Raw genomic sequence first — 26,291 nt, 5'->3', positions numbered from 1 at the left:
CGCACGGCGGGACACGGCAGGCGTGTGGAAGGTGTGCACAAGGAGCGATGACGAGTGGTGGGGAGTGTGGCGGAACCGTGCGACAGAACCGCGACACAGGCGCGCTATCATCCCCCCGGCACATATTGGTCCAGACCATATCCGAACCGGGCCGATCGGCGCCACATGCCGTCAGACTGCCCGCCCCGGGCAGGAGTTCCGCAGCGACCGGCCCGCCGGGCGCGTCGCACGAGCGCGCGGGGGGGAAACCGCCGGACCGCGCCCCGCGGGCCGGCACCCCGGACCAGCCGTCCGCCGGCCGCCGGACCGTCACCACACCTGGAGTCGTCATCGATCCCGCCCAGAACCCGCTGACCCTGCCCGACCTGCTGGACCACCGCGCCGGCACCCACCCCGAGCGGGTCGCCCTGCTGGTCCGCGGCGGTGGCAGCGTGACGTACGGGCAGTGGCGGGCGAGCGCCGTCCGCGCGGCGCACGGGCTGGCCCGCGCCGGCGTCCGCCCCGGCGACCGGGTGGCGCTGCTGTTCACCAACCAGGAGTGGGAGCGGTACGCGGTCGCCTTCATGGCCGTCCAGTACGCGGGCGCCGTCGCCCTGGCCGTCCGCGAGGACCACTCCGCCACCGACACCGCCCGGCTGGTCGAGCTCGCCGGTGCCCGGACGGCGGTGCGCGGCGCGGCCCGCCCGGCCGTCCCCGGCCTCGCCGACCTGCTGCTCGACCACCTGACGGACGCCACCGGAGCGGCCGGCGGTAACGTCCCGGACGAGCCGCCGCACCGGCCGGCGCCCGAGGACCCGGCGCAGATCATCGGCACCTCCGGCACCACCGGCGCGCCCAAGGGCGTGCTCGCCGCCCACGCCAGCCTCACCGCGGGCCTGGCGCTCAACCCCCGCCCCCGCCCGTACGCCCACTCCGGCCACGCCCTGCACGCCTTCCCCATCGGCACCAACGCCGCCCAGGTCGTCCTGGTCGGCGCCCTGACCGGGCACCCCACCACCGTCTGCCTGCCCCGCTTCGACGCCGAGGAGTTCGCCCGCACGGTGGCGGAACTCGCCGTCGGCACCGTCTTCCTGGTGCCCTCGATGGCCGTCGAACTGGTCAACAGCAAGGTCGCCGAGCGGCACGACCTCACCGGCATCCTGCTGGTCAGCTGCTCCGCCGCGGCGCTGCCCGCCCCCGTCGCCACCGCCCTGGCGGGCGCCCTGCCCAAGGCCACCGTGGTCAACACCTACACCTCCGCCGAGGCCTCCCCCGCGCAGATCTCCACCATCGTCGACGCCACCAGGCCCGGCTCGGTCGGACGCCCCGCCGACCCCGACGGCCTGCGGATCCTCGACCCCGACGGCCACCCGGTACCGCCCGGCGGGACGGGCGACATCTGGCTGCGCCAGCCCGGCCCGCCGCGCCGCTACATCGGCGCCGGCGCCCCCGGCGGGGCAGTGTTCCAGGACGGCTGGGTGCGGATGGGAGACCTCGGACGCCTCGACGCGGACGGCCACCTGTACCTGGTCGACCGGGAGAGCGACATCATCAAGTCCGGCGCCCTCAAGGTCTCCACCCTGCGGATCGAGGAGGCGCTGCACGAGCACCCGCGGGTCGCCGACGCGGCGGCCCTCGGCGTGCCGCACCCCGTGATGGGCAGCGTGCCGGTCGCCGTCGTCGTCCCCGCCGCCGACGGCCTCGACCTGGACGACCTGCGGCTCTTCCTCGCCGCCCGGCTCGGCCGCCCCGAGCTGCCGGTGCGGATCCTGCTCGCCGACACCCTGCCGCGCAACCCCAGCGGCAAGGTGGTCAAGCACCTGCTCCGGGCCCGGTTCGACACCCCGAGGGCCGCTCCGGCGGCCGGCCCCGCCCCCGGCACGCCGACCGAACTCGCCCTGGCCGCGCTCTGGCGCCGGGTGCTCGGCCGCCCGGTGCGCAGCGTCGAGGAGGAGTTCTTCGCCATCGGCGGCGACTCCTTCCGCGCCGTCCAGCTCGCCGCCGCCATCTCCGCCGGGTTCGGCGCCGCCGCCGGCACGGCGCTGGTGTTCGAACGCCCCTCCCTGCGCGCCCAGGCCGCCTGGCTCGACACCCCCGGCCGCCGGGCCGGGACGGCGGGCGGCGGCGGGACGGCGGGCGGCGGCGGGACGGCGGGCAGCGGCACGGCAGCGGGCAGCGGCACGGCGGCGCCGGCGGCCGGCCCGGCCACCGAGGTCTCCCCCTTCCTCGCCGAGCTGCGCGCCCAGGCCCACGACCTGCCGCTCACCTCCCAGCAGGAGAACTTCCTGCGCTGGTCGGCCGAGGCGCCCGGCCGGGACGCCGGCACCGTCACCGTCCAGTTCCGGGTCACCGGCGCCCTGCGGCCCGACCTGCTCGGCCGCGCCGTCCTGGAGGTGGTCCGCCGCCACCCCGCGCTGCGCACCTCCTTCGAACCCGTGACCGGCCGGCCCGGCATCGTCCGCGCCGTCCTGCACCGGGAGCCCCGCGCCGACATCACCCTGCTCGACCTGGACGGCGCGGACGACGCGCCGGTGAACGCCCGGCTGATCGCCGAGCGGGACCGGCTCACCGACCTCGCCCACGAGCCGCTGACCCGGCTGCTGGTGGTGAGCCGGGGCCCGGCCGACCATGTCGTGATGCTGGGCGTGCACCACATGGTCAGCGACGGCTGGTCGCTCGGCGTCGTCCTCCAGGACCTGGGCGTCGCCTACTCCGCCCTCCGCCGCGAACGGCCCGTACCGGCGCCCCGGCCCGGAACCGGCTACCGGGAGCTCGTCGAGGACGCCAACGCCCGCTGGCCCGCGAGCCGGGCGCACTTCGCCCGCGCGCTGGCCGGCGCGCCCGCCGCCCTGGACCCCTTCCCCGGCCGCCGCCCGGCGTGGACCCTCCTCACCGGCGCCCAGGAGTTCACCGTCCCCTCCGCCCGGACGGCGGCCCTGCGCGAGCGCGCCGCCGAGCTGGGCGCGACCCCGTTCCTCGCCGTCGCCGCCGTCTGGAGCGCCGTCCTGGCCGAGCACGGCGGCCGCTCGGACCTCGTCCTGATGACCCCCGTCCCCGGCCGCACCACCCCCGAGTCCGAACGCACCGTCGGCTGCTTCGTCCAGTCCCTGCTGCTGCGGGTGGACACCTCCGGTGCCCCCGGCCACGCCGAACTGATCGACCGGCTGCGCCGCACCTACAGCGCCGCCCTCGACCACCAGCTGTACCCCTTCGCCGAGTTCAGCCCGCAGGCCCCGTTCGCCGCCTGGATCCGCTACGAGGCCTGGAACGCCCCCGCCCAGCTGCCCGGCCTCCCCTGCGCCCCCTGGGACCTGCCGCGCAGCAACACCGTCCCGCTCCCGATGCCCGAGGGCGACCTGCACGTGCCCGAACTGATGGCCGCCGAACAGCCGGACGGCAGCCTCCGCTGCTGGCTCCGCCACAACACCCACGCCTTCGACGCCGAGACGGTGGACACGCTCCGCGCGGCCTTCGAGGCCGGGCTGGCCGCCATGACGGGCGGCTGAGCCGGGCGGGCGCCCGACCTCCCTGCCCCGCCACGGCCATGGGCCCGACAGGGCGGGCGGCGGGCTGCGAGGATGTCGGCATGGAGCGGACGCTGAGCCGACCGGAAGCCTCGGACGCGCTGAACGACACCGGCCGGCGCTACCTGCTGGACAGCCTGCGGACGTCGGTCCCGGCCCGGTCACTGGCCGAGGGGATCGAGCTGGCGGCGCGCGCGGCGACGGCCTGCGGCGAACACGCCGACGGGCACCTCCAGGCCGACGTCCGGCGCGGGCGGGTGCTGCTCACCCTGCAATCGCCGGACGAGGCCGCGGTGACCACGCGCGACGTCGATCTCGCCCACCGGATCTCCGCCGCCGTCCGGGCGGCCGGCTCGCGCACGGAACCCGGGGGCGAGCCGGCGGCCACCCGGACCGTACAGCTCCTGGAGATCGCGATCGACGCCCTGGACCCCGCGGCGGTCCGGCCGTTCTGGAAGGCCGTGCTGGGCTACGCCGACGCGCCCGGGGCGAGCGGTCCCGCCGGCCGACCCGGCCGGACAGGGGCCGGCGCTCTGTGGGCACCGCCGAACGGCAGCTCGTCCGGCGCCACGGAGCCGGTCGAACACCGCAGCTGCCCGGCCCTGTCGTCGTGCCACACGTAGAAGGTCGCCGCCCCGGCGAATCCCGAGTCGCGGATCCGGAGCCGGAGCGCCGCCGCGGTCCGCTCGAAGGCAGCCACCACCTCGGCGACGGACAGGGACCTCCGGTCCTCGGCCTCCGCACTCAGCCACCAGGTGTTGGTCTCCCGCTCCACCCGCCGGTCGGCCGGTTCCAGCACCAGGGGTTCGTCCGCCAGCTCGGCGATCCATGTCAGCAGCACCGGATCATTGTCCCGGCCCTCGCGGCCGCAGGAGGCACCGCGGGGTCGGCGTGCGCTCCGGAGTCCTCGGCAGGCCGCCCACTGCCGGCGACGCTCCGGCTCAGGACCGTGGCCGCGGCGGCCGCTCCGTGTCCGTCCCGGCGCCACGGACACGGAACGTCCGCCTGACCGGCCCGGCAGGACTAGCTGGGGAACGGCCAGACCGGGCACCACGGCGGGATGTACTGCCCGGGGTAGGGCGGGCCCCACGGCGGGCAGGGGTAGGGGTTCGGGGCGGGTGGGGCGGAGGTCCAGAGGATCTTGCCGTTCAGCTCGACCGCGATGGCGCCCTCGTTGTAGACGGTCAGTTCGGCGCCGGGGTGGCCGCCGGTGCCGCTCCACCAGAGCGGGGTGCTGTCGGCGGCGTACACGACGAGGTTCCCGTCGCCCTGCATGGCCAGGATGTTGCCGTTGGGCATGGCTCCGCGCGCCACCCAGACCGGGGTGCTGTCGCGGTACAGGACGACGTTCCCGTCGCCCTGCACGGCCAGTTGGACGTGGCCGTTCGGCGAGTACCAGGCCTGGTTCCGCTGGAGCACGCTGTTCATCGGGATGTGGGTGGGCGCGGACGGCGCGGCCGCGGGTGCCGCGGCGCCGACGGCGCCCGAGGGGGCCGGGGCGGCCTGGGCGGTGCCCGTGGTGAGGGCGCCGAGGCCGATCGCGGCGACCGCCGCCAGGGCGGCCGCTCGTAGGCGGATGCTGGTCATGGGTGGGTATCAGCTCCTTCCGGTGGCAGCGACCCTGTGGGGTCGGCTGCATGACGACGCGTCAGGTCAGTCCCGGGCGTCGACCGTCAGGCTATGCGGCAGCGCTGGAGGGCTACGGCAGATCGACCGGCAACTTGCGGGCCGGCTGCGAACGCGGGCCGCCGGAGCGCGCCGACGCCGGCCCGGGGTCGTCCCGGGCCGGCGTCGGCACTGCACGGGCGGTCGGTCAGTCCGCGAGCCGCCCGGCCGCCTCGTCCTCGGAGAGGGCGTCGATCTCGGCGATCAGCAGCGCCTCGATCCGGGCGGCCAGGGTGGCCGGGGTGGCGCTCTCGAAGACGTCGCGGATCGGGACGTCCAGGCCGATGGTGGCGCGGATCCGGGCCACCACCCTGGTCACCAGCAGGGAGTCGCCGCCGAGTTGGAAGAAGTCGTCGAGGGCGCCGACCTTGGCGACCCCGAGCACCTCCTGCCACAGCTCCACGACCAGGACCTCGGCGTCGGTCCGCGGCGCCAGGTACTCGCCGCCGAGCCCGCCGGCCGGGTCCGGCTCCGGCAGGGCGGCCAGGTCCGGCTTGCCGTTGGCGGTCAGCGGCAGCGCGTCGACCAGCACCAGCGCGTCCGGGACCATGAAGACGGGCAGCCGCGCGGCCAGGTGCTCGCGCAGCGCCGCCGGCGCGGGGTCGGCGCCCTGCCGGGGCACGGCGTAGCCGATCAGCCGGCGCCCGTCGCGGACCACCACCACCGCGCGGGCCACCGCCGGGTGGGTGGTGAGGGCGTTCTCGATCTCGGCCGGCTCGATCCGGTAGCCGCGGATCTTCACCTGGTCGTCGGCGCGGCCGAGGTAGTCCAGCCGGCCGTCGGTGCGCCAGCGGGCCCGGTCGCCGGTGCGGTACATCCGGGCGCCGGGGCCGGCGAACGGGTCGGGCCGGAAGTGCTCGGCGGTCAGCTCCGGGCGGGCCAGGTAGCCGCGGGCCAACCCGCTGCCGCCGAGGTGGAGTTCGCCCTCCGAGCCGGGCGCCAGCAACTGCCCGCGGCGGTCCAGGACGTAGCAGCGCACACCGGGCAGCGGGCGGCCCAGCGGCGGGCGGCCGACGGTGTCGGCGGCGCCCAGGTCGGCGCTGGTGACGATGACGGTGGCCTCGGTGGGGCCGTAGGTGTTGACCAGGCGGACCCGGTCGCCGTGCCGCTCGCGCCAGCGGGCGACGGCCTGCCCGGAGGCCTCCGAGCCGCCGAGGACGACCAGCCGCAGGGCGGCGGGCCAGGGCGTCTGCTCGCCGAGCGCGACCAGTTCGTGCCAGTAGGCGGTGGGCAGGTCCAGCACGGTGACGGTGCTGCCCTGCGGCGAGCGCAGCAGGTCGGGGAGCATCCGGCCGCCGCCGGGCAGCAGGACGCAGCACGCGCCGGCGGTCAGGGCGGGCCAGATCTCCTCGGCGTGGGTGTCGAAGCCGATGGAGGCGAACTGGACGATCCGGTCGGAGGGTTGCAGGTGGTAGCCGTCGCCGGCCATCCACTCGACGCGCTCGGCGAGCGCGCCGTGCTCGACCACGACGCCCTTGGGGGTGCCGGTGGAGCCTGAGGTGTAGAGGATGTACGCGACGCCGTCCGGGGTGCTGCCGGGGAGGGCGGCGGGCGCGGGCTCCCCGTCCGGCCACTCGGTGGGGACGGTGAGGACGGGCAGGGCGAGGTCGGGGGCGCCGTCGCCGGGGCCGGGGGTGTCGCCGCCGGTCAGCAGCAGGCTCGCGGCGGCCTCTCCCGTCATCAGCCGCTGGCGCTCCTCGGGGTGCGCCGGGTCGAGCGGGAGGTAGCCCGCGCCGGCCTTCCAGATCGCCAGCAGGGCGATCACCAGGGCGAAGGAGGGCTCGATCCGGACGGCGACGGCGCGGCCCCGCTGGTTGCCGAGCCGGTGGGCCAGCAGGGTGGAGCGGCGGTCGAGTTCGGCGTAGTCGAGGGTCTCCCCGTCGTACTCCAGGGCGGGTGCGCCGGGCCGGGCGGCGACCTGGGCGGCGAAGCGTTCCAGGATCGGGCGGGCGAGGGCCGGATCGGGACCGGTGCCCTGGGCGAGCAGCGCCGCGCGCTCGTCCGGTCCGATGAACCAGTCGCCGTGCAGGGGCAGTTCCGGGTCCTCGACGACCTTGGCCAGCAGGGTGGTGAAGCGGCCGGCCAGGGCCTGCACGGTGGCGTGCTCGAACACGTCCAGGTCGTAGCAGAACGACAGGGTCAGACCGCCGCCCTCGGTGCGCCAACTGTCCAGCAGCAGTTCGGTCTTGGCGCGGGCAAAGCCGGAGTTCATCGGGGCCAGCCGGACGCCGGCGGGCCCCGGGCCGGCGCCGGCGGCGGCCAGGTCGTGCTGGCTCTGGTGCACGAACATGGTCTGGTAGAGCGCCGAGTGTCCCGGCAGGCTGGGCAGTTCGAGCGCGGTGGCCAGCCGCTCCTCGGGGATGTCCTGATGGCTGAGCGCCGCCATGGTGGCGGAGCGGACCCGGCGCAGCACCGTCCGGAAGTCCGGCTCGCCGGTCAGGTCGGCCCGGACGACGGCGGTGCGGCTGAAGTAGCCGAGCAGGGCCTCGTGGGCGACCTCGTTGCGGCCGGCCAGCGGGGTGCCGACCGCGAAGTCCTCCTGGCCGGTCCAGCGGGCCAGCACGCTCTGGTGGACGGCGAGCAGCACCATGAACGGGGTGCAGCGCTGTTCGCGGGCCAGCCGGTCCAGGCCGGCGGTGAGCTCCGGTCCGAGGTCGATGTCGTGGAAGGCGGCGGGGTGGGTCCCGCCGGCGGGCCTGGGGCGGTCGGTGGGGAGGGTCAGCGCGGAGATGCCCTGCAGCCGCTCGTACCAGTAGCGGTAGGCCTCGTCGGGGTCGGCGGCGGCCGTCCGGGCCTGTTCGGCCCGCGCGAAGTCGCCGTACTGCAGGGCGAGTTCGGGCAGCTCGGCGGGTGCCTCGCCGATCTCGTCGCGGTACAGGGCGAGCAGCTCGCGCCACATCGTGCCGGCCGACCAGCCGTCCGAGACGATGTGGTGCAGGACGACGACCACGGCGTGCTCACCGCTGTCCGGGGCGGTGAACAGGAGGGCGCGCAGCGGTGGGGCGGCGGCCAGGTCGAAGGGCGTGTTGACGTGACCGGCGGCCGCCTCGGTGAAGCGGCGTTCCAGGTCGTCGGCGGACTCCCCCGGCACGGCGGGCAGTTCGAGGACGGTGAGGTCCACGTCGGTGGGCGCCCCGACCACCTGGACGGGCTCCTCGCCGCGCAGTTCGAAGCGGGTCCGGAGGATGTCGTGCCGGGCGGTGAGCCGGGTCAGCGCGGCGCGCAGGGCGCCCTGGTCCAGCGGCCCGCTCCAGCGGTGCGCCAGGTACATGTTGAACCCGGCGTCGTCCGGGTCCAGTTGCAGGAGGAACCAGAGCCGGCGCTGTTCGGCGGTCAGCGGGTGGGTCACGGCGGCGCCGGCCGTCGTCTCAGGACCGGTCACGGGTCACCTCGTTCTTCGGGTCGGCCGCCGCGCCGGCGGTGACGGCGCTCGGCGCGTCGCGCTTCACGCGGGCTTGCAGGGTCTCCAGGCCGACCAGGTCGTCGGACTGGGCGTCGGGCACCTCGCGGTCGAACCGCGCCAGGACGGGGATGCAGAGGCAGACCAGCACGAGCACGGCCATGGCGAGGCCGAACAGCAGGTAGATCAGGCCGATGCCGCGGCCCTCGCCGGTGCCGATCACCCGGCCGACGGTGGAGGCGAGGGCGCCGCCGTCGTCCATCAGCGGCTGGGCCAGCCGGGGGCCGAAGGGAGCGACCACGGCGAAGCCGATCGGCAGGGTCGACCAGGCGACCATGGTGTTGACGGCGATCACCCGGCCGTGGAACCGCAGCGGCACCTTGGTCTGGATGATGGTGGCGTAGACGCCGTTGACCAGGGCCAGTCCGAAGGCCATGCCGAAGGCGCCGATCGCGACCACCGGCAGGCTCGGGCCGAGGCCGGTGACGAAGCAGGCCGCCGCCAGGCCGAGGGTGGCGAGCAGCACGCCGCGCAGCCGGTGGTGCCGGGGGCCGCCCCAGACCAGCAGCGTGAGGCCGCCGAGCACCGCGCCGAGGCCGCCGCCGGTGGCGACCCAGCCGGTGTCCCGCAGTTCGCCGAAGGAGAGCACCAGCGGGGTGGTGAGCAGGAAGAGCGGGGAGAGGAAGATGTTGAGGACGGCGAAGTAGAGCAGCATCGAGCGGAAGTGGCGGCTGCCGAGGGATCGTTGGAAGCCGGCCCGGATCTCGGCGGTGACCGACTCGCGGCGGGTCCAGGCCATCGCCTTGGGGAAGCGGACGGCGAGGGTGATGGCCGTGGCCGCGGTGTAGCTGAGCACGTCGATGCTGAGGATGCCGCCGAGGCCGATGCCGGCGAGCAGTCCGACGGCGAACAGCGGTACCAGGAACTGCGCGAAGCCGAAGGCCATCTGGACCACGCCGTTGGCCCGGCCGAGGAAGCGCTTGGGCACCAGCTGCGGGACGGCGGAGCCCCAGGCGAGGCGTTGGAAGGTGAGGGCGGTGGAGAGCACGCCGATCAGCACGTAGGCGTGCCAGACCTCCAGGCTCCCGGCCAGGTACAGGACGAGCATCAGGGCCTGGGTGAGGCCGGCCGCGATGTCGCCGCCGATCATGATCCGGCGGCGGTCGCCCCGGTCGATCACGGCGCCGGCGACGGGTGCGGCCAGGATGCCGGGGACGAGGCCGCAGGCGGCGAGCAGTCCGAACTGGACCAGCGAGCCGGTCTGCAGGTAGATCCAGACCGGCAGGGCGAACTCGGTGAGTGCCGAGCCGATCATCGATATCTGCTGGCCGGTGGCGACGGTGAGGAAGCGCCGCATGCTCGGGCGGATCACCTCGGCGCTCTGCTGCGGGGCGGCGGCCGGCGAGCGGGAGACGTCCTCCAGCCACCAGGTGTCGTCCTCGCCGCGGCGGTGCTCGTCCTCGGTGCCGGCCGCGATCGAGCGGTGCACGGCGGTCAGGACGGTGGCCAGCTCCTCGGCCCGGTACTTGAGGTAGAAGTGCCCGGCCTCGTCCAGCACGACCACGGCGGTGGTGCCGGTGATCCGGTGCCACTCGCGGAACCGCTCCTGGTAGAACTCGGTGGCCGGGTCACGGTCGCCGACGACGGAGATCACCGGGGCGCGCAGCCGGCCGCCGCCCTCCTCGGCGAAGAGCCGGGTGAAGTAGCGCTCGGCCTCCTTGGTGCCGACCCGCCGGTTGCGGACGATCAGCCGCAGCTGCTCCGGGTCCACCTCGTCCACGTCGAGTCCGGCGGCGGCGAGCGCGTTGACCATGCCCTGGTCGCTGCGCAGCTTCTCGGCCAGCTCGGCGAAGCGCTCGGCGACGGCGGAGCCGCGGCCCTTGGGGCGGGCGAACGGGTAGATGCCGCCCAGGTGCACGGCCTCCACCTCGCGGCCGGCCGCCTCCAGCCGGCGGGCGATCTCGACGGTGAGCATCACGCCGAGGCCGCAGTGCCCGTAGAGCACGATCCGGCCCTCGACGCCGTCCAGGATCTCCTGCGCGGTGTGCTCGGCGACCTCCTCGATCGGCATCGCCTGCTCGCCCAGTTCGTGGCCGGGCACCGCGATGGAGTGCAGCGCCCAGTCCTCGGGCAGCGCGTCGGCGAGCGGCTTGTAGATCAGCGCGCTGCCGCCGCCGTAGGGGGCGCAGACGATGCTGGCGGTGGTGCGGCGCTGCGGGGTGAGGCGGTGCAGCAGCTTGCGCGGGCCGCGGTCGGTCTGCGGGGAGGAGACCAGGGCGGCCAGGGCCCGTACGGTGGAGTGCTGGAAGAGGTCCATCACCCCGATCGGGGTGGGGAGTCCGGGGTAGGCGCGGCGCATCCGGGCGACCACCTGGGTGGCCAGCAGCGAGTGGCCGCCGAGTTCGAAGAAGTCGTCCAGGGCGCCGACCCGGGGGGCTTCGAGCAGCTCGGCCCACATCAGGGCGACGAACTCCTCGACCTCCCCGGCGGGCTCCTGCCACTCGGCGGAGGAGGCGCCGGCCCCCTCCTCGGGCGCGGGCAGCGCCTTGCGGTCGACCTTGCCGTGGGCCTGCAGGGGCAGGCGTTCCAGGACGACGTACCGGGCCGGGATCATGTAGTCCGGCAGGACGTCCAGCAGCGCGGCGCGCAGGTCCGCGGTGCTCGGCGCGGCGGCCGGGTCCGGGTGCTCCAGGTAGGCGACGAGGGTCTGCTTGACGCCCTCGCCCCGGGCGACCACGACGGCCTGGGTGACGCCGGGCAGGGCGGTCAGCGCCGCCTCGATCTCGCCGGGCTCCACCCGGTACCCGCGGACCTTGATCTGGTGGTCGCCGCGGCCGAGGAAGTCCAGGGTGCCGTCGGCGCGCCAGCGCGCCAGGTCGCCGGTGCGGTACATCCGCCCGCCGGGGGCGGCGAACGGGTCCTCCAGGAAGCGCTCGGCGGTGAGGTCGTCCCGGCCGAGGTAGCCCCGGGCCAGCCGCTCGCCGCCGAGGTACAGCTCGCCGGTCACGCCCGGCGGGACGGGTCTGCGGTGATCGTCCAGCACGTAGCAGCGGGCGCCGGCCAGCGGGCGCCCGATCGGGGTGCTGCCGGTGGCCTCGGTGCCGTCGGCGGGCGGCACCTCGTGCACGGTGACGCCGACGGTGGCCTCGGTGGGCCCGTAGTGGTTGAAGACGGCGCAGACGCCCAGCGCGGCCAGTTCACGTGCCCAGGCGTACGAGCTGGCCTCGCCGCCCAGCACCAGGGCGCGGCGCGGCAGCAGGTGCCGGGGCTCCACGTCGGCCGTCAGCGCGGCCAGGTGGGAGGGGGTCATCTTGAGGTAGTCGATGCCCAGCGTCTCGATCCGCTCGGCCAGTTCGACCCCGGCGATCCGGCGCGGCAGCAGGTGGACCCGCCCGCCGGTGGCCAGCGCCAGGTAGAGCATGGTGATGCTGAAGTCGAAGGACAGCGACTGCAGCAGCCCGTAGCTCGCGCCCGGCACGATGCCGAGCCGGTCCCCGGCGCCCGCGAGGTAGTTGAGGATCTCGCGGTGCTGGACGGCGACGCCCTTCGGGGTGCCGGTCGAGCCGGAGGTGTAGATCACGTACGCGAGGTCGTCCGGCCCGGAGAGCTCCGGCAGGGGTGAGCCGTCGCCGTCCTCGGGCTCGGTGTCCACCAGCACCGCGGCGCCGGCGAACCGGGGCAGCCGGCCGCGCAGGCCGGTGTCGGTGACCAGCACCGGCGCGCCGGCGTCGGCCACCAGGGCGTCCAGCCGGGCGGCCGGGGCCTCCGGGTCGAGCGGCAGGTAGCACCCGCCGGCCTTGAGCACCGCCACCAGGGCGGCCGCCAGCTCGGGCGACTGCTCCAGGCAGACCGCGACCCGGGTGTCGGGGCCGACCCCGAGCCCGCGCAGCCGGCGGGCCAGCCGGTTGGCCCGCAGGTCGAGTTCGCCGTAGGAGAGGGTGCGGTCCTCGAAGACCAGCGCCGGGGCGTCCGGGGCGGCGGCCACGCTGCGGGCGATCAGTGCGGTGAGGGTGGCGGGGCCGCCGGCGGGCAGCTCGGGGCCGGCGGCCCAGCTGCCGAGGACGGCGGCGGACTCGGCCCCGGTCAGCAGCGGCAGGCGGGAGACCGGCAGGTCGGGATCGGCCAGCGCGGCCGCCACCAGCACCTCGAAGCGGTCGGCCAGCCGGGCGACGGTGTCCGCGTCGAAGAGGTCGGTGCGGTAGGTGAGGACGCCGAGCAGGCCGTCCTCCAGCTCGTTCATGTAGAGCGCGAGGTCGAAGTGGGTGGTGGTGCTCTCGTAGCCGAAGCCCTCGTTGCCGAGCGGCATGGCGGGGCTGCCGGGGGCGGCGCGGTCACCGTAGTTCTGGAAGGCGAAGGTGGCCTGGAAGACGGCGGAGCGGCTGACGTCGCGCTCCACGGCCAGGTCGGTGACCATCTGCTCGAACGGCACCTCCTGGTGGGAGTACGCGTCCAGGGTGGTCTCGCGGACCCGGCTGACCAGCCGGCCGAAGGTCAGCTCCGGGTCGAGTTCGGCGCGGATCGGCAGCATGTTGACGAACGGGCCGACCACGTCCTCCAGTTCGCGGTGCAGCCGGCCGGCCACCGGCGAGCCGATCGCGAAGTCCGACTGCCCGCTGTGCCGGGAGAGCAGCGCCTGGAAGGCCGCCATCACCACCATGTACCGGGAGGCGCCGTAGGCGCGCGCCAACTCCCCGATCCGGTCCGACATCCCGGCGCTCCAGCGGAAGCGGTGCACGGCGCCCTCGAAGGTGAGCACCGGCGGGCGGGGCCGGTCGGCGGGCAGCTCCAGTGCCGGGACGCCCTCCAGTTCCTCCCGCCAGTACGCGCGGGAGGCGGTCAGCGAGCCGTCGGCCAGCCGGGCCCGCTGCCAGCGGGCGTAGTCGCCGAACTGGACCTCCGGCTCGGGGAGGGCCTCGCCGGTGCCGTCCGCGTGGCGGGCGTAGAGGGCGGACAGCTCGCGGTTGAGGATGTCCACCGACCAGCCGTCGCAGGCGATGTGGTGCATCACCAGGGCGAGCACGTGGTCCTCGTCGGCGATCCGGACCAGCAGGGCGCGCAGCAGCGGGCCGGTGGCGAGGTCGAAGGGCTCGGCGACGGCGCGCTGGACGGCGGCGGCGGCCCGGCGCTCCGGGTCCGGCTCCGGGTCGCCGGCCTCGGGCCGGGAGACGTCCAGGAAGCGGGCCGGGGACGGGCCCGGCTCGGCGACGGTGACCTCGGCGATGCCGTCGTCGTTGGTGGGGAAGGCCATCCGCAGGCCCTCGTGCCGGGCCACCAGGTCGGCCAGCGCGGCGTCCAGCGCGGCCCGGTCCAGCGGCCCCCGCAGCCGGCGGGCCGGGGCCAGCGCGTACGCCGTGCTGCCGGGCGCGAACTGCTCCATGAACCAGAGCCGTTCCTGCCCGCTGGAGAGCGGTGGCGTGGCGCCGGCCGGGCGGCGTCCGACGGTCCGCGCCGGTGCGGCCGCGCCCTTCAGTCGCTGGGCGAGCAGGGCCCGCTTGGTGGCGGACCAGTCTGCCGGGAGGTCCTGCGTATCACTCATCGGTTTCCTGTTCGGGACGCGCGAAGGGGGAGGCGGATGGGGTGCGCGGAGAGGGGCGCTCGGCGCCGGCGGGTGCGGACGGTACGGCCGGCGCCGGGCCCGGCGGGCCGTGGGCCCGGGCGGTCGGGGGCCGGATGGTCAGGGGCCGGGGCCGCCGGGCCGGCCGGGGGTGGGCCGGGCCCGGCGGCGGACCGGCGGTCCGGTCAGAGCCGCTCGCGGACGGCGTCGGCGATCCCGGCCACCGTGGGGGTGTCGAAGAAGAGGTCGAAGTCGACCTCGACACCGAGGGCCTGCCGGATCCGGGCGCTGATCTGGATGATCGTCAAGGAGTGCCCGCCGAGGTCGAACAGGTCGTCCTCCGGGCCGACTTCGGGCAGGCCCAGCACCTCGGCCCAGATCCCGCACAGCTGCTCCTGGAGCTCGTCCGCCGGGGCCGGCCGGCCCTGCGGGGCGGCCGGCGCCTCCGGGGGCGGCTCGGGCAGGGCCCGGCGGTCGAGCTTGCCGTTCGGGGTGAGCGGCATGGCGGGCAGCGGCACGAACACCTGCGGCACCATCGCGGCGGGCAGGGTGCCCAGCAGGTGCTCGCGCAGTTCGGCGGCGGTCGGGCCGGGGGCGCCGGTGGTCACCAGGTAGCCGGCCAGCCGGGGTTCGCCCGCCGGGTCCGGCCGGACCGCGACCGCGGCCTCGGCGACGGCCGGGTGCTCCAGCAACCGGGCCTCGATCTCGCCGAGTTCGATCCGGTGGCCGCGGATCTTCACCTGGTTGTCGGCGCGGCCGAGGAAGTCCAGCTCGCCGTCGGCGGTCCAGGCCGCGAGGTCGCCGGTGCGGTACCGGCGGGCGCCGGGCGGGCCGTACGGGTCCTCGACGAAGCGCTCGGCGGTCAGCTCCGGGCGGCCCAGATAGCCCTCGGCGACGCCGTCGCCACCGAGCAGCAGCTCGCCGGGCACCCCGACCGGCACCGGCCGCAGGGCGGAATCCACCACCTGGGCACGGGTGTTGGCGATCGGGCGGCCGATGGTGACGGCGGTCGGGCCGGCCGGGATCTCCGCGCAGGTGGACCAGATGGTGGTCTCGGTCGGGCCGTAGACGTTGAACAGCCGGCCGACCACCGCCCGCAGCTCCCTGGCCAGCGGCAGCGGCAGGGCCTCGCCGCCCGCCAGCGCGACCAGTCCGGTGCGGCCCGGACCGGCCGACAGCAGGACCCGCCAGCCGGACGGGGTGGCCTGCGCGTGGGTGACGCCCTCGCGGCGGATCAGGTCGAGCAGGCCGGCGCCGTCCACCGCCAGCCCGTCGGGGGCCAGCACGAGCCGGCCGCCGGTGATCAGGGGGAGGTAGATCTCCAGCGCGGAGATGTCGAAGGAGAGCGAGGTCAGGCCGAGCCAGACGTCCTGCGGCCCGGATCCGAGCCGGCCCGCGAAGGAGTGGAGCAGGTTGACCAGCGCCCGGTGCCCGACCGCGACGCCCTTGGGCCGGCCGGTGGAGCCGGAGGTGTACAGCACGTACGCGGTGTCCGCCGGGCCCGCCGCGGGGGCGGCCGGGCCGGTGGTCGCCGCGGCGGCGGCACCGGCCGCCAGGGCGGCGTCCAGCCGGAGCACGGCGGGTGCGACGGCGGCGAGTTCGGGCGCAGGGTCCTGGTCGGCTAGCAGCAGCGCGGCGCCGGAGTCCGCCAGGATCGCGGCCAGCCGCGGCCGCGGGTAGCCCGGGTCCAGCGGCAGGTAGGCGGCGCCGGTGGCGAGCACCGCGAGCAGGGCCACGGGCAGGTCGGCGGTGCGGTGCAGGTGGAGCGCGACCAGGGTGCCGGGGCCGGCCCCGGCGGCGCGCAGGCCCGCGGCCAGCCGGTCGGCGCGGCTGATCAGCTCGCGGTAGCCGACCCGGTCGGGGCCGGCGCTGAGCGCGACGGCGTCGGGGGTGGCGGCGGCCTGCTCGCGGACCAGGTCCAGCACGGTGCGGTCGGCGGGGTACGGCTGCTCGGTGGCGTTGAACGCCTCGGTGACCAGGCGGTGTTCCTCGGCGTCCAGCAGGGGCAGGTCGCCGAGCGAGGTCTCCGGGGCGGCGATCGCGCCGGCCAGCAGGGTGGCGTAGTGCCGGGCGATCCGCCGGGCGGCGTCCGGGGCGAGCACCGCGGGGTCGTGCTGGAGGGCGAAGACGGTGCCGTCGGGCGCGTCGACCACCTGGAGGTTCAGGGTGTTGCGGGCGGTGCCGTTGAACACCGCCCAGTCGACCCGGGCCGTCGTCCCGGCGAAGTGCGCCTGCGGCCCGCGCCGGCGGTAGCCGAAGGAGACCGGGGCCAGCCCGACCCGCGGGCTCAGCGCGCCCACGGCCGCGCCGAACGGCACCCCGCGGAAGGGGTACCCGCCGCGCAGCTCGGCCCGGACGGCCCGGGCCCAGTGGTCGAAGCCGGTGCTTGCGGCGGGGTCGGTGTCACTGCCGTCGAGGACAGGGGCGTGGACCGGCAACTCGTTGACGAACAGGCCGATTTCGCCGGCCTGCTCGGCCGTCCGGGTCGACAGCGGGACGGAGACCGGGACGGCCTCGCCGCCGTAGCGGCGCAGCAGTCCGTGCAGGGTGGCGAGCAGGAACTCGAACACCGTCACGCCGCTCCGCCCCGCCGCGTCGGCCAGGGCCTCCCGGCCGGCCGCGTCCAGCGTCCAGCCGACGCTCTCGCCGGGGCCGGCGACGGTGGTGGCGCGGGCGCCGCCGGGCAGGACGGGCTCGGTGGCGGCCGCCCAGCGGGGGCCGAACCACTCCGCCGCCCGGCGGACCGTCCCGGCGTCGGGGGCGGGTGCGGCGGGGGCCGGGGGGCCGGCCGGGGCCTGGGGGCGCTGCTGGACCGCACCGGGCAGCGCGGCGGCGTAGCCGGTGGCCAGGTCGTTGACCAGGATCTCCTTCGAGGCGCCGTCGAACACCGCGTGGTGGGCCACGGTCAGCAGTTCGGCCCCTCCGTCCGGCCGCCGGTAGAGCGTGAACCGGGCCGCCGGGCCGGTGCCGAGGGTGAACGGACGCGCGGCGTCCTGCTCCACCCGCTTCTCGAAGTCGGCGGCGGAGTCCTGTCCGGCGTCGACCCGCAGCAGCGCGGGCCGCTGCCCGGCGGGCACCAGCAGCACGTCACCCTCCCGCTCCACCAGGGCCGTGGCGAGCATCGGGTGCCGGTCGACCAGCGCCGCGACGGCGTGCTCCAGGGCGTCCGGGTCGACCGCGTCGAAGGCGATCCGCACCGGCAGGCGGTAGGCCTCGTGGGTGGCGAGCAGCCGCTCGGTCAGCCAGACGCCCTGCTGGGCCGGGCCGGCCGGGATCGGGCTGCGGTCAGGGAGCTGTTCGGGCATGAGCGACTCACTTTGACGGTCGGGCTGCGGGAGCGCGTGCCCGATGACGGTTCGGGCCGGGTCCGGGGCGTTGAAGAGGGCGATCGGACGAGGTCCGCACGGCCCACAGGGGTGGCCGTCGGCCCGGCGGCCCGGAGCGGCGCCGTTGCGGCACACCCCCACTGCTGAGCCCCCGACGGACTTGGGCTCCTTCCGTGGAAGACCTCTGGTCCAGACCTTCCGAGAGATTGGCATAGACCAAATGGCCCGTCAAGGACTGTCCGTCATCTCTTGACGACACGTCATTCACTTTGCTGTACAGCAACAATGACTCCAGGCCACACGGCCGGCCGCCCGGGCGATGGATCGCCCCCGAACACCCCCGGACCGGACCGCTCCGCGACGCACCGGAGGAACATCCGCCGACGGGCCCACGGCAAACCCTCCGCGAAGGCCCGCACCGGTCGTCGCCCGCCCCGCGCACGGCGCGCCCACGGCCCGCGCACCGGCCGTCCACCGCCCGCACACCCACCCTCCGCAGCCCCGGGAGCGGCCGGAACCAGCCGGAACCAGCCCGGCGACCTGTGCGACGAAGAGTCGACCGGCAGGACGGCAGGCCGAGCGCGGTCCTGCCGGAGCGCCGGCCGGCGTGCAGGGAGGTCTCCGCCCGATCCCCGGCGGACGGACCCGGTCACGCCTTCGGGCCCGCGGCCCCCGGCCACCGCCGGCGCCGTCACGCGGACCGCCCCCGAGGTGGCCCCCGCTGCCGATCATTGCCGCACATTGCGGCGGCATGACATTTAATCCGGACTGTTGACGTTAATTCGGCGCGGTCGCCATTCTGACTGGCATGCACCAACACGACGGCCCCCTGGCCCGCCTGAGGCAGGGCCACGAAACACTGGTCCTCGACCTGCTGCGGCGGCACGGCCCGCTCACCCGGGCCGGCCTCGGCACGCACACCGGCCTCTCCCGCACGACGCTGTACGACATCGTCGGCGGGCTGGTCACCGCAGGCGCCGTGGTCACCGCACCGCCTGAGGCGACGGCCCGCCGGCGCGGCCGCCCGGTGGAGACCCTGAGCCTCAACCCGGCCGCGGGGCTGGCGATCGGGATCGACTTCGCCCGCCGGGCCGTCCATGTCGCGGCCGTCAACGTGGCGCACGAAGTGGTCGGCTCGGCGAGCGAGCAGCACCCGGCCGGCCTCTCGTGGGACCGGCGGATCGCGCTGGCACGCCGGCTGGTCGGCACGCTCGCGGGCGGCTCGCTCAGGCTCGACCCGGTGACCGGCATCGGCGCGGGCCTGGTCGGCCCGGTCGGGCTCCCCGCCCTCGGCGGCCCCGGCCCGGCGGCCGACCCGGGCCCGTGGGAGGCGGCCGGCACCGCCGAGGCGGTGCGCGACCGACTGGCCGAGGCCTTCGGCGTGCCGGTGCACGTCGACAACAACACCCGGCTGGCCGCGCTCGCCGAGTCGGTGTGGGGCGCGGCGACCGGCTCGCGGGACGTGCTGTACCTGCGGCTGTCGCACGGCGTCGGCGGCGGCCTGGTGGTCGGCGGCGCGCTGCACGGCGGCGCCCACGGCCTGTCGGGCGAGCTCGGCCACATCACCGTCGACCCGGCGGGCGGCCCGTGCGACTGCGGGGGCCGGGGCTGCCTGGAGACCGTGGCGTCGGTCGGCGCGGTGCTGGACGCGTACCGGGCGGCGGGCGGCCGGGCGGCCGACATCGCGGGGTTCACCGCGGCGGCACGGGACGGGGACGCGGTGGCGGCCGGCGTGCTGCGCGCGGTCGGCTCGCAGGTCGGCGGGGTCCTCGCCGCGGTGTGCAACGCGGTGGGCCCGGGGGTCGTGGTGGTCGGCGGGGAGCTGGCCGAGGCCGGGGACCTGCTGCTGGGGCCCGTCCGGGAGACCCTCTCGGCGCGGGTGCTGCCGCTCGCCCGCAGCCTGCTGGACCTGCGACGGGCCGCGCTCGGCGAGTACGGCGGTGCGCTCGGCGGCATCGCGCTCGTCCTGCACGCCTCGCCGTTGCTCGCCCACTACCCGGCCCGGCCCGAACCCGGGCCAAGGCCCCAGGAGCGGCCCGGAGCCCGGCTCCAGGACCACCAGCCCCACGACCGGACCGAACCCGAGGAATCCCCGTGACCCGAACCGACCCGAGGCGGCGGCGATGGCAGCCGTGACGACCGGCCCGGCCCGGCCCGCGCGCCCGGCCGCGCGCCGCCTGGCCCGGACCCTCGCCCTCAATCTCGCCGCCGTCGCCGCCGGCCTGGCCGGCTGGGCGCTGCTCGCCGGCACCGGGCTGCAGGGCCTGCCGGGACCGGCCGAGGTCGCCGGCCGGGCCGGTGAGCTGCTCGCCGACGGCACCCTGCTCGACGACACCCTGGCGAGCCTGCGGCGGGTGCTGACCGGGTTCGCGCTGGGCACCCTGACCGCCGTACCGGTCGGGTTCCTGATGGGCTGGTACCCGACGGCGCGGGCCCTGCTGGAGCCGTACGTGCAGTTCTTCCGGACGATCCCGCCGCTGGCGCTGATCCCACTGGCGATCGTGCTGATGGGCATCGGCGAGGTGCCCAAGGTCTTCGTGATCTTCCTCGCGGCGTTCCTGTCGAGCGTGGTGGCGGCCTTCCAGGGCGTGGTCGACGTGGACGTGACGCTGGTCGACGCGGCCCGGGTGCTGGGCGCGGGCGACCGCGCGATCTTCCTCCGGGTGGTGATCCCGGCGGCGGCGCCGTTCATCCTGGTCGGCATGCGGATCGGGCTGGGCTCGGCCTGGGGCACCCTGGTCGCCGCCGAGCTGATCGCCGCCCAGGAGGGGCTGGGCTTCCGGATGCAGCAGGCGCAGCTCTACTACGACCTCCCGACGATCTTCGTGGGGCTGATCACGATCGGCGTGCTCGGCCTGGCGATGGACCGCCTGCTCCAGCTCGCGGAGCGGCGCCTCACCCGATGGCAGGAGCGCCGATGAGCACCGCGCAGAGCAACCCCACCGATCCCACCAGCACCACCAGCAGCACCAGCAGCACCAGCAAGCTGTCCTTCCGGGCCGTCGGCCGGACCTACCCGGTCGGGGACGGCCTGTTCACCGCCCTCGGCAACGTCTCCCTCGACATCGCGGACGGTGAGTTCGTCACCGTCGTCGGCCCGTCCGGCTGCGGCAAGAGCACGCTGCTCGGGATGGCCGCCGGGCTGGTCGAGCCGACCTCCGGCCGGGTGCTGCTGGACGGCGTGCCGGTCACCGGGCCGGGCCCGGACCGCGGGGTGATCTTCCAGCAGTACGCGCTCTTCCCGTGGCTGACCGTCCGCCGCAACGTCGAGTTCGGCCTGCGGCTCGCGGCGGTCCCCGCCGCGGAGCGCCGTCGCCGGGCGCAGTACGCCATCGACCTGGTGGGCCTGACCGACTTCGCGGACGCCCTCCCCAAGACGCTGTCCGGCGGCATGCGGCAGCGCTGCGCGATCGCCCGCGCCTACGCCGTCGACCCGCAGGTGCTGCTGATGGACGAACCGTTCGGCGCGCTCGACGCGCTGACGAGGGTCCAGCTGCAGAACCAGCTGCTGGACACCTGGAGCCGGGAGCGGCGCACCGTCCTGTTCATCACGCACGACGTGGACGAGGCCGTGTACCTCGCCCGGCGGGTCGTGGTGATGGCCGCCCGGCCGGGCCGGATCGACCGGATCGTGGACGTCGACCTGCCCTACCCGCGCACCGAGGAGATCCGGCTCTCCGCGGACTTCGGCCGGATCCGCAACGAGGTCTGGCACGCCGTCTACCACCAGCCCCCGGCCACCCCGGCCACCCGAGCGACCTGACCCCCGCCACCCCCTGATCCACACCCGTTCCGGCGACTCCGCCCCCGTTCCGGCAACTCCTCTCCCCGACAAGGAATCCCACGCCATGCCGATACTCCGTCGCGCCCTTTTCACCGCCTCGGCCGTGACCGTCCTGTCACTCTGCGCGACCGCCTGCTCCTCCGGCTCCGTGCAGGACGCGGCCGGCGGCACCACCAAGGTGCGGTTCGGCTACATCAGCGACTACAACGGCGCCAGCCTGCTGGCCGTCGCGGACAAGCAGGGCCTGTGGAAGAAGTACGGCCTCGCCCCGGAGCTGAAAGTCTTCACCAACGGCCCGCTGCAGATCACGGCGCTCGGCGCCGGCGACCTCGACTTCGGCTACATCGGCCCCGGCGCGGTCTGGCTGCCCGCCTCCGGCAAGGCGAGAATCGTCGCGGTCAACACGCTGGCCTACGCGGACCGGGTGATCGCCCAGCCCGGCATCGGCTCCGTGCAGGACCTCAAGGGCAAGAAGGTCGGCGTCCCGGCCGGGACCTCCGGCGAGATGGTCCTCAACCTGGCGCTCCAGCAGGCCGGACTGTCCCCGCAGGACGTCCAGAAGGTGCCGATGGATCCGTCCACCGTGGTCTCCGCGTTCGTGTCGGGGCAGATCGACGCCGCCGGCATCTGGTACCCGCTGATCGACACCATCAAGGCCAGGAAGCCGGACCTGGTGGAGGTCGCCAGCACGAAGAACTTCACCGACCGCGCGTTCCCCACCGCGTTCGTCTCCGGCACGAAGACGGACGCCGCGCTGTCCGGCAAGGTCGTCAAGCTGCTCCAGGAGGCCAACGACTGGCGCGCCGCCCACCCGGACGAAGCCGTCGAGGAGGCCGCCGCCCTGCTCAAGCTCGAACCGGCGAAGGTGAAGGCCGACGCGGCCAACGTGCGGACCATGACCACCGCCGACCTGGTCGCCAAGACCGAGGACGGCACGGTGAACGGCTGGTTCAAGGGCCTCGGCGACTTCTTCGTCTCCACCGGCCAGCTCAAGACCTCCCCGGACCCGGCCGACTTCTACGCCGGCGACGCCTATGTGAAGGCCGCCGCGAAGTGAACCTGCTGTTCCTGATGACCGACCAGCACCGGGTCGACACCCTCGGCGCCTACGGCAATCCGCACGTGGCGACCCCCCACCTGGACCGGCTGGCGGCGACCGGCACCCGCTTCGACCGCTTCTACACCCCGACCGCGATCTGCACCCCGGCCCGCGCCAGCCTGCTCACCGGGCAGAACCCGTTCCGGCACCGGCTGCTGGCCAACCAGGAGCGCAACGTCGGCTACCTGGAGGACCTCCGGGAGGACGTCTTCACCTTCCCCCAGGCGCTGAAGGCTCGCGACTACCAGCTCGGGCTGATCGGCAAGTGGCACGGCGGCACCGAACGCAACGCCGCCTCCTACGGGTTCGAGGGCCCCGACCTGCCCGGCTGGCACAACCCCGTCGACCACCCGGACTACCTGGCCTACCTCGCCGAACGCGGCCTGCCGCCGTACCGGATCTCCGAGCCGGTCCGCGGCACCACCCCCAACGGCAACCCCGGCAACCTGCTCGCGGCCCGCCTCCACCAGCCCGCCGAGGCGACCTTCGAGCACTACCTCGCGACCCGCGCGATCGAGCAGTTGGAGCGGTACGCGGCGGACGGCCGGCCGTTCTTCCTCGCCACCCACTTCTTCGGCCCGCACCTGCCGTACCTGCTGCCCGACGCCTACTACGACATGTACGACCCGGCGCTGGTCGAACTCCCCGCGTCCGTCGCGGAGACCTTCGAGGGCAAGCCGCCCGTCCAGCGGAACTACTGCGACCACTGGACGTACGACACCCTGACGGAGGAGACCAGCCGCAAGCTGATCGCGGTGTACTGGGGGTACGTGACCCTGATCGACCAGCAGATCGGACGCATCCTCACCCGGCTGGACGAACTCGGCCTGACCGGCGGCACGTCGGTGTTCTTCACCGCCGACCACGGGGAGTTCACCGGCGCCCACCGGCTGCACGACAAGGGCCCGGCGATGTACGAGGACATCTACCGGATCCCCGGCATCGTCCGGGTGCCGGGCGCGCCGCCGCAGGTCCGCGACGAGCTGGTCTCGCTCACCGACTGCACCGCGACCATCCTCGAACTGGCCGGCGCCGACCCCTCCCCCGCCGTCGACAGCCGCAGCCTGCTGCCGCTGATCCGCGGCGAACAGCCCGACTGGCCACCGGAGTTGGTCGCCGAGTTCCACGGCCATCACTTCCCTTACCCGCAGCGGATGATCCGCGACGACCGGTACAAGCTCATCGTCAACCCCGAGTCGGTCAACGAGCTGTACGACCTCGGCCGGGACCCGCACGAACTCACCAACCGCCACGGGGACCCGGCGTACGCGGACGTCCGCGCCCGCCTCACCCGGCGGCTGTACGACCTGCTGCGCGAGCGCGGCGACAACTTCCATCACTGGATGGCGCCGATGTACGAGGTCGGCGCACTGGACCACGACCCCACCCTCAGTGCTTTCGAGCCCGACGACACCGACGCCACCGCCCGCGGCGGCGCGGGCACACCTACCGCAGCACCCACCAGGGAGACGGCATGACACGCACGCAACGCACCGGCAGAGAGCGGCTGTTCCGGCTGGCCGGCGCCTGTGCGCTCGCCTTCGGCCTGGCCGCGGGCACCCTGCCGGCCGCGCACGGCGCGGACACCGCGCCGGTCCAGGAGGCCGCCACCGTCCGGGCCCCGGGCGCCCAGGCCGCGACCTACACCAACCCGGTGAGCACCGGTACCGTCGACACCTTCCCCGACCCGACCTCGATCCGCGGCAAGGACGGCTACTGGTACGCCTACGGCACCCAGAACCCCGTGCTCCAGAGCAAGGGCGAGGACGGCGAGCGCATCCTGCCGATCCTGCGCTCCGCCGACCTGGTGCACTGGGACTACGCCGGTGAGGTCTTCACGCCGGCCACCCAGCCCGCCTGGCAGGGCGGCTCACGCCTCTGGGCCCCCGACATCCGGTACTTCGACGGCCACTACAGCCTGTACTACTCGGTGCCCGGCAGGAACACCGTGGCCATCGCCACCGCCCCGACCCCCACCGGCCCGTGGACCGACGGCGGCGCCGTCCTGCCCTCCCCGAGCGGCTGCCCCAGCGGCAACATCGACCAGTCGCAGTTCACCGACACCGACGGAACCCCCTACCTCTACTGGGGCAGTTACGACACCATCTGCGTCGCCCGGCTCAGCCCCGACCGCACCCGCACCCAGGGCACCGTCACCCAGGTCGCCCGCGGCCGGCGGATGGAGGGCGGCTTCGTCGTCCACCGCGGCGCCTTCTACTACCTGTTCTACTCCGACGCGGGCTGCTGCGACGGCGCGTTCAGCGGCTACCAGGTGAAGGCCGGCCGGGCCACCAGCCCGCTCGGCCCGTTCACCGACGACCAGGGCACCGACCTGGGCGCCCTGACCAGCAAGGCCGGTTTCGTCGTCGGCGCCAACGGGAACCGCTGGATCGGCCCCGGCCACAACGCCGTCCAGACCGACCTCGCCGGACAGGACTGGCTGGTCTACCACGGCATCCCGTCCGACGCCCCCGATCTCGCCCCCGCCGCGGGCGGCAGCCTCAAGCTGAGCCGGCGCCCGCTGCTGGTCGACCGGCTCGACTGGATCGACGGCTGGCCGGTCGTCCGGGCGGGCGCCGGGCCGTCCGACACCGCGCAGACCGCGCCCGTCACCGGCTGGTCGGCCGGCGGCACCTTCAACGACGCGACACTGAACGGCTGGCACGCCGAAGGCGCCGGGACGGGCGGCTGGTCCACCCCCGCCCTGACCGACTCCGGCGGCTACGCCGTGCACACCGACAGCGGTACCGCCGCCGCCCACCTGGTCAGCAACGCGACCGCACCGGCGGACGTCCGCGCCGAGGCGGACCTGCGGGTCACCGCCGCCGGCGGCGCCGCGGGCCTGACCCTCGCGTACACCGGGCCCGGCGACCGGGTCACCGCCTGGATCGACCGCGCGCGCAACGCCCTCGTCACCGAGGCGTTCGTCGGCGGTGTCTCCTCGGGTGAGCAGGTCACCGCCCTGCCGAGCGGCTTCACCTGGAACACCTGGCACAGCGTCACGGCCGAACTCCGCGGCACCGCACTGACGGTGGAGGTCACCCACGACCGCCTCCACGACCCGGTCGCCGTCCAGGCCCGGACGCTCCCCACCGGCGCGGCCCACGGCGGCTCGGTCGGCCTGTCCGCCAAGGGCGCCGGCGCGGGCGGCGACAACGTCACCGCCACCGCGCTGTACACCCCCGTCACCACGCGGGTCGCCGACCCGACGCCCGGCGCCCTGTTGCCCGCGTACAGCGACGAGTTCGACACCACGACGGTGCCCGGCACGACCGCGGGCTCCCCATGGAGCTGGGTCCGCGGCCCGGCCGCCGGTGTCACGGCCGGCTCCGGCTCCCTCAGCTGGCCCACCCAGGACGCCGAGCTCTACCTGGGCACCAACACCGCCTCGGTCCTGCAACGCCCGGCGCCCTCGGGCGACTTCACCGTCGAGACGAAGATGCTCTTCGCGCCGGGGCAGAGCGCGCAGCAGGCCGGCCTGGTGCTGTACGAGAACGACGACCGGTGGTTCAAGCTCGTCCACTCCGTGCTGCCGCTGAACAACGGCAACGGCGCCCTGCTGCAGGTCACCGAGTTCGGCAAGGAGGGCGAGCGTCCGACCACCACCCCGCCGACCGCCGTCGCCAACGCCCCGATGTTCGGCGGGCCCGCCGCCGACACCCTCTGGCTGCGGCTGGTCCACCACACCGACACCGCGCACAACGAGCACGAGGTGCGGGCCGTCACCAGTCGCGACGGCGTCACCTGGTCGTACGCCGGTGTCTGGACCCTGCCGGTCGGGGGCGCGCTGAAGATCGGCCTGGTCTCGATGAACAAGTCCGGCGCCACCGCCCGGTTCGAGTACCTGCGGACCTACGCCGGCTGATCCCGCCCGGAGCAGCCCCTCCGTCCGGTGGCCGTCCCCTGCGGGCGGCCCCCGGACGGAGGCGTCGTCGCGCCGGGGGCCGCCCGCGGGAGTCC

General features: G+C 75.3%; 12 protein-coding genes. 8 read left to right on the top strand and 4 right to left on the bottom strand.

Translation table 11 applies throughout. From position 1 onward, the window contains the following. Positions 1-125: 125 nt before the first annotated feature. Positions 126-3,485: a class I adenylate-forming enzyme family protein gene (locus IE329_RS16770; RefSeq protein ID WP_229927504.1), complete on the top strand. Its 3,360-nt coding sequence runs from the start codon at positions 126-128 to the stop codon at positions 3,483-3,485. 80 nt (positions 3,486-3,565) lie between these two features. Beyond that, on the top strand, positions 3,566-4,126 hold the full coding sequence (locus tag IE329_RS16765; protein ID WP_190211680.1) for a 4a-hydroxytetrahydrobiopterin dehydratase: 561 nt from the start codon (positions 3,566-3,568) through the stop codon (positions 4,124-4,126). A gap of 400 nt (positions 4,127-4,526) precedes the next feature. Here the strand turns inward: IE329_RS16765 and IE329_RS16760 are convergent, their stop codons facing one another. The 4 genes from IE329_RS16760 to IE329_RS16745 form a co-directional block, all read right to left on the bottom strand. Then, entirely contained in the window at positions 4,527-5,090 is a 564-nt protein-coding gene (locus IE329_RS16760) for a hypothetical protein (protein ID WP_190211679.1), read from the bottom strand. Positions 5,091-5,316: 226 nt separating this feature from the next. Next, a complete protein-coding gene (locus IE329_RS16755; RefSeq protein WP_190211678.1) occupies positions 5,317-8,550 on the bottom strand; it encodes a non-ribosomal peptide synthetase in 3,234 nt (1,077 codons plus the stop codon). Next, complete coding sequence (locus tag IE329_RS16750; protein WP_190211677.1) at positions 8,537-14,104, bottom strand: non-ribosomal peptide synthetase/MFS transporter; 5,568 nt, start codon at positions 14,102-14,104, stop codon at positions 8,537-8,539. Before IE329_RS16750 ends, IE329_RS16755 begins: the two co-directional genes overlap by 14 nt. Positions 14,105-14,307: 203 nt before the next feature. Further along, a complete protein-coding gene (locus IE329_RS16745; RefSeq protein ID WP_190211676.1) occupies positions 14,308-17,427 on the bottom strand; it encodes a non-ribosomal peptide synthetase in 3,120 nt (1,039 codons plus the stop codon). An 829-nt stretch (positions 17,428-18,256) separates the two neighbouring features. Between IE329_RS16745 and IE329_RS16740 the strand changes: the two genes are divergently transcribed. From IE329_RS16740 to IE329_RS16715, 6 genes are all read left to right on the top strand, one after another. Then, entirely contained in the window at positions 18,257-19,546 is a 1,290-nt protein-coding gene (locus tag IE329_RS16740; RefSeq protein WP_229927503.1) for an ROK family transcriptional regulator, read from the top strand. 25 nt (positions 19,547-19,571) lie between these two features. After that, positions 19,572-20,369 (top strand): ABC transporter permease, encoded by a 798-nt coding sequence (locus IE329_RS16735; protein ID WP_190211675.1) that lies wholly within the window; start codon positions 19,572-19,574, stop codon positions 20,367-20,369. Further along, positions 20,366-21,211, top strand: a complete 846-nt coding sequence (locus IE329_RS16730; RefSeq protein ID WP_190211674.1) for an ABC transporter ATP-binding protein — start codon at positions 20,366-20,368, stop codon at positions 21,209-21,211. The genes IE329_RS16735 and IE329_RS16730 overlap by 4 nt, the downstream gene beginning before the upstream one ends. An 85-nt stretch (positions 21,212-21,296) precedes the next feature. Next, positions 21,297-22,289 carry an aliphatic sulfonate ABC transporter substrate-binding protein gene (locus IE329_RS16725; RefSeq protein ID WP_190211673.1) on the top strand — a complete coding sequence of 331 codons (993 nt, stop codon included), beginning with the start codon at positions 21,297-21,299 and terminating at the stop codon, positions 22,287-22,289. After that, positions 22,286-23,809 (top strand): sulfatase-like hydrolase/transferase, encoded by a 1,524-nt coding sequence (locus tag IE329_RS16720; protein ID WP_190211672.1) that lies wholly within the window; start codon positions 22,286-22,288, stop codon positions 23,807-23,809. Before IE329_RS16725 ends, IE329_RS16720 begins: the two co-directional genes overlap by 4 nt. Continuing rightward, positions 23,806-26,196, top strand: coding sequence for a family 43 glycosylhydrolase (locus IE329_RS16715; protein WP_190211671.1), 2,391 nt, complete (start codon positions 23,806-23,808; stop codon positions 26,194-26,196). Before IE329_RS16720 ends, IE329_RS16715 begins: the two co-directional genes overlap by 4 nt. The last annotated feature ends 95 nt before the right edge of the window (positions 26,197-26,291 follow it).

This window comes from Kitasatospora indigofera (assembly GCF_014655955.1).
Taxonomy (GTDB): Bacteria; Actinomycetota; Actinomycetes; order Streptomycetales; family Streptomycetaceae; genus Kitasatospora; species Kitasatospora indigofera.
This window is presented reverse-complemented; position numbering and strand designations above follow the sequence as displayed.

What these genes read in the sequence shown, in the direction of transcription:
- IE329_RS16765 (WP_190211680.1), top strand. Translation starts at nt 3,566, where the DNA reads ATGGAGCGGACGCTGAGCCGACCGGAAGCCTCGGACGCGCTGAACGAC.
- IE329_RS16760 (WP_190211679.1), bottom strand. Translation starts at nt 5,090, where the DNA reads ATGACCAGCATCCGCCTACGAGCGGCCGCCCTGGCGGCGGTCGCCGCG.
- IE329_RS16750 (WP_190211677.1), bottom strand. Translation starts at nt 14,104, where the DNA reads ATGAGTGATACGCAGGACCTCCCGGCAGACTGGTCCGCCACCAAGCGG.
- IE329_RS16745 (WP_190211676.1), bottom strand. Translation starts at nt 17,427, where the DNA reads ATGCCCGAACAGCTCCCTGACCGCAGCCCGATCCCGGCCGGCCCGGCC.
- IE329_RS16740 (WP_229927503.1), top strand. Translation starts at nt 18,257, where the DNA reads ATGCACCAACACGACGGCCCCCTGGCCCGCCTGAGGCAGGGCCACGAA.
- IE329_RS16735 (WP_190211675.1), top strand. Translation starts at nt 19,572, where the DNA reads ATGGCAGCCGTGACGACCGGCCCGGCCCGGCCCGCGCGCCCGGCCGCG.
- IE329_RS16730 (WP_190211674.1), top strand. Translation starts at nt 20,366, where the DNA reads ATGAGCACCGCGCAGAGCAACCCCACCGATCCCACCAGCACCACCAGC.
- IE329_RS16725 (WP_190211673.1), top strand. Translation starts at nt 21,297, where the DNA reads ATGCCGATACTCCGTCGCGCCCTTTTCACCGCCTCGGCCGTGACCGTC.
- IE329_RS16715 (WP_190211671.1), top strand. Translation starts at nt 23,806, where the DNA reads ATGACACGCACGCAACGCACCGGCAGAGAGCGGCTGTTCCGGCTGGCC.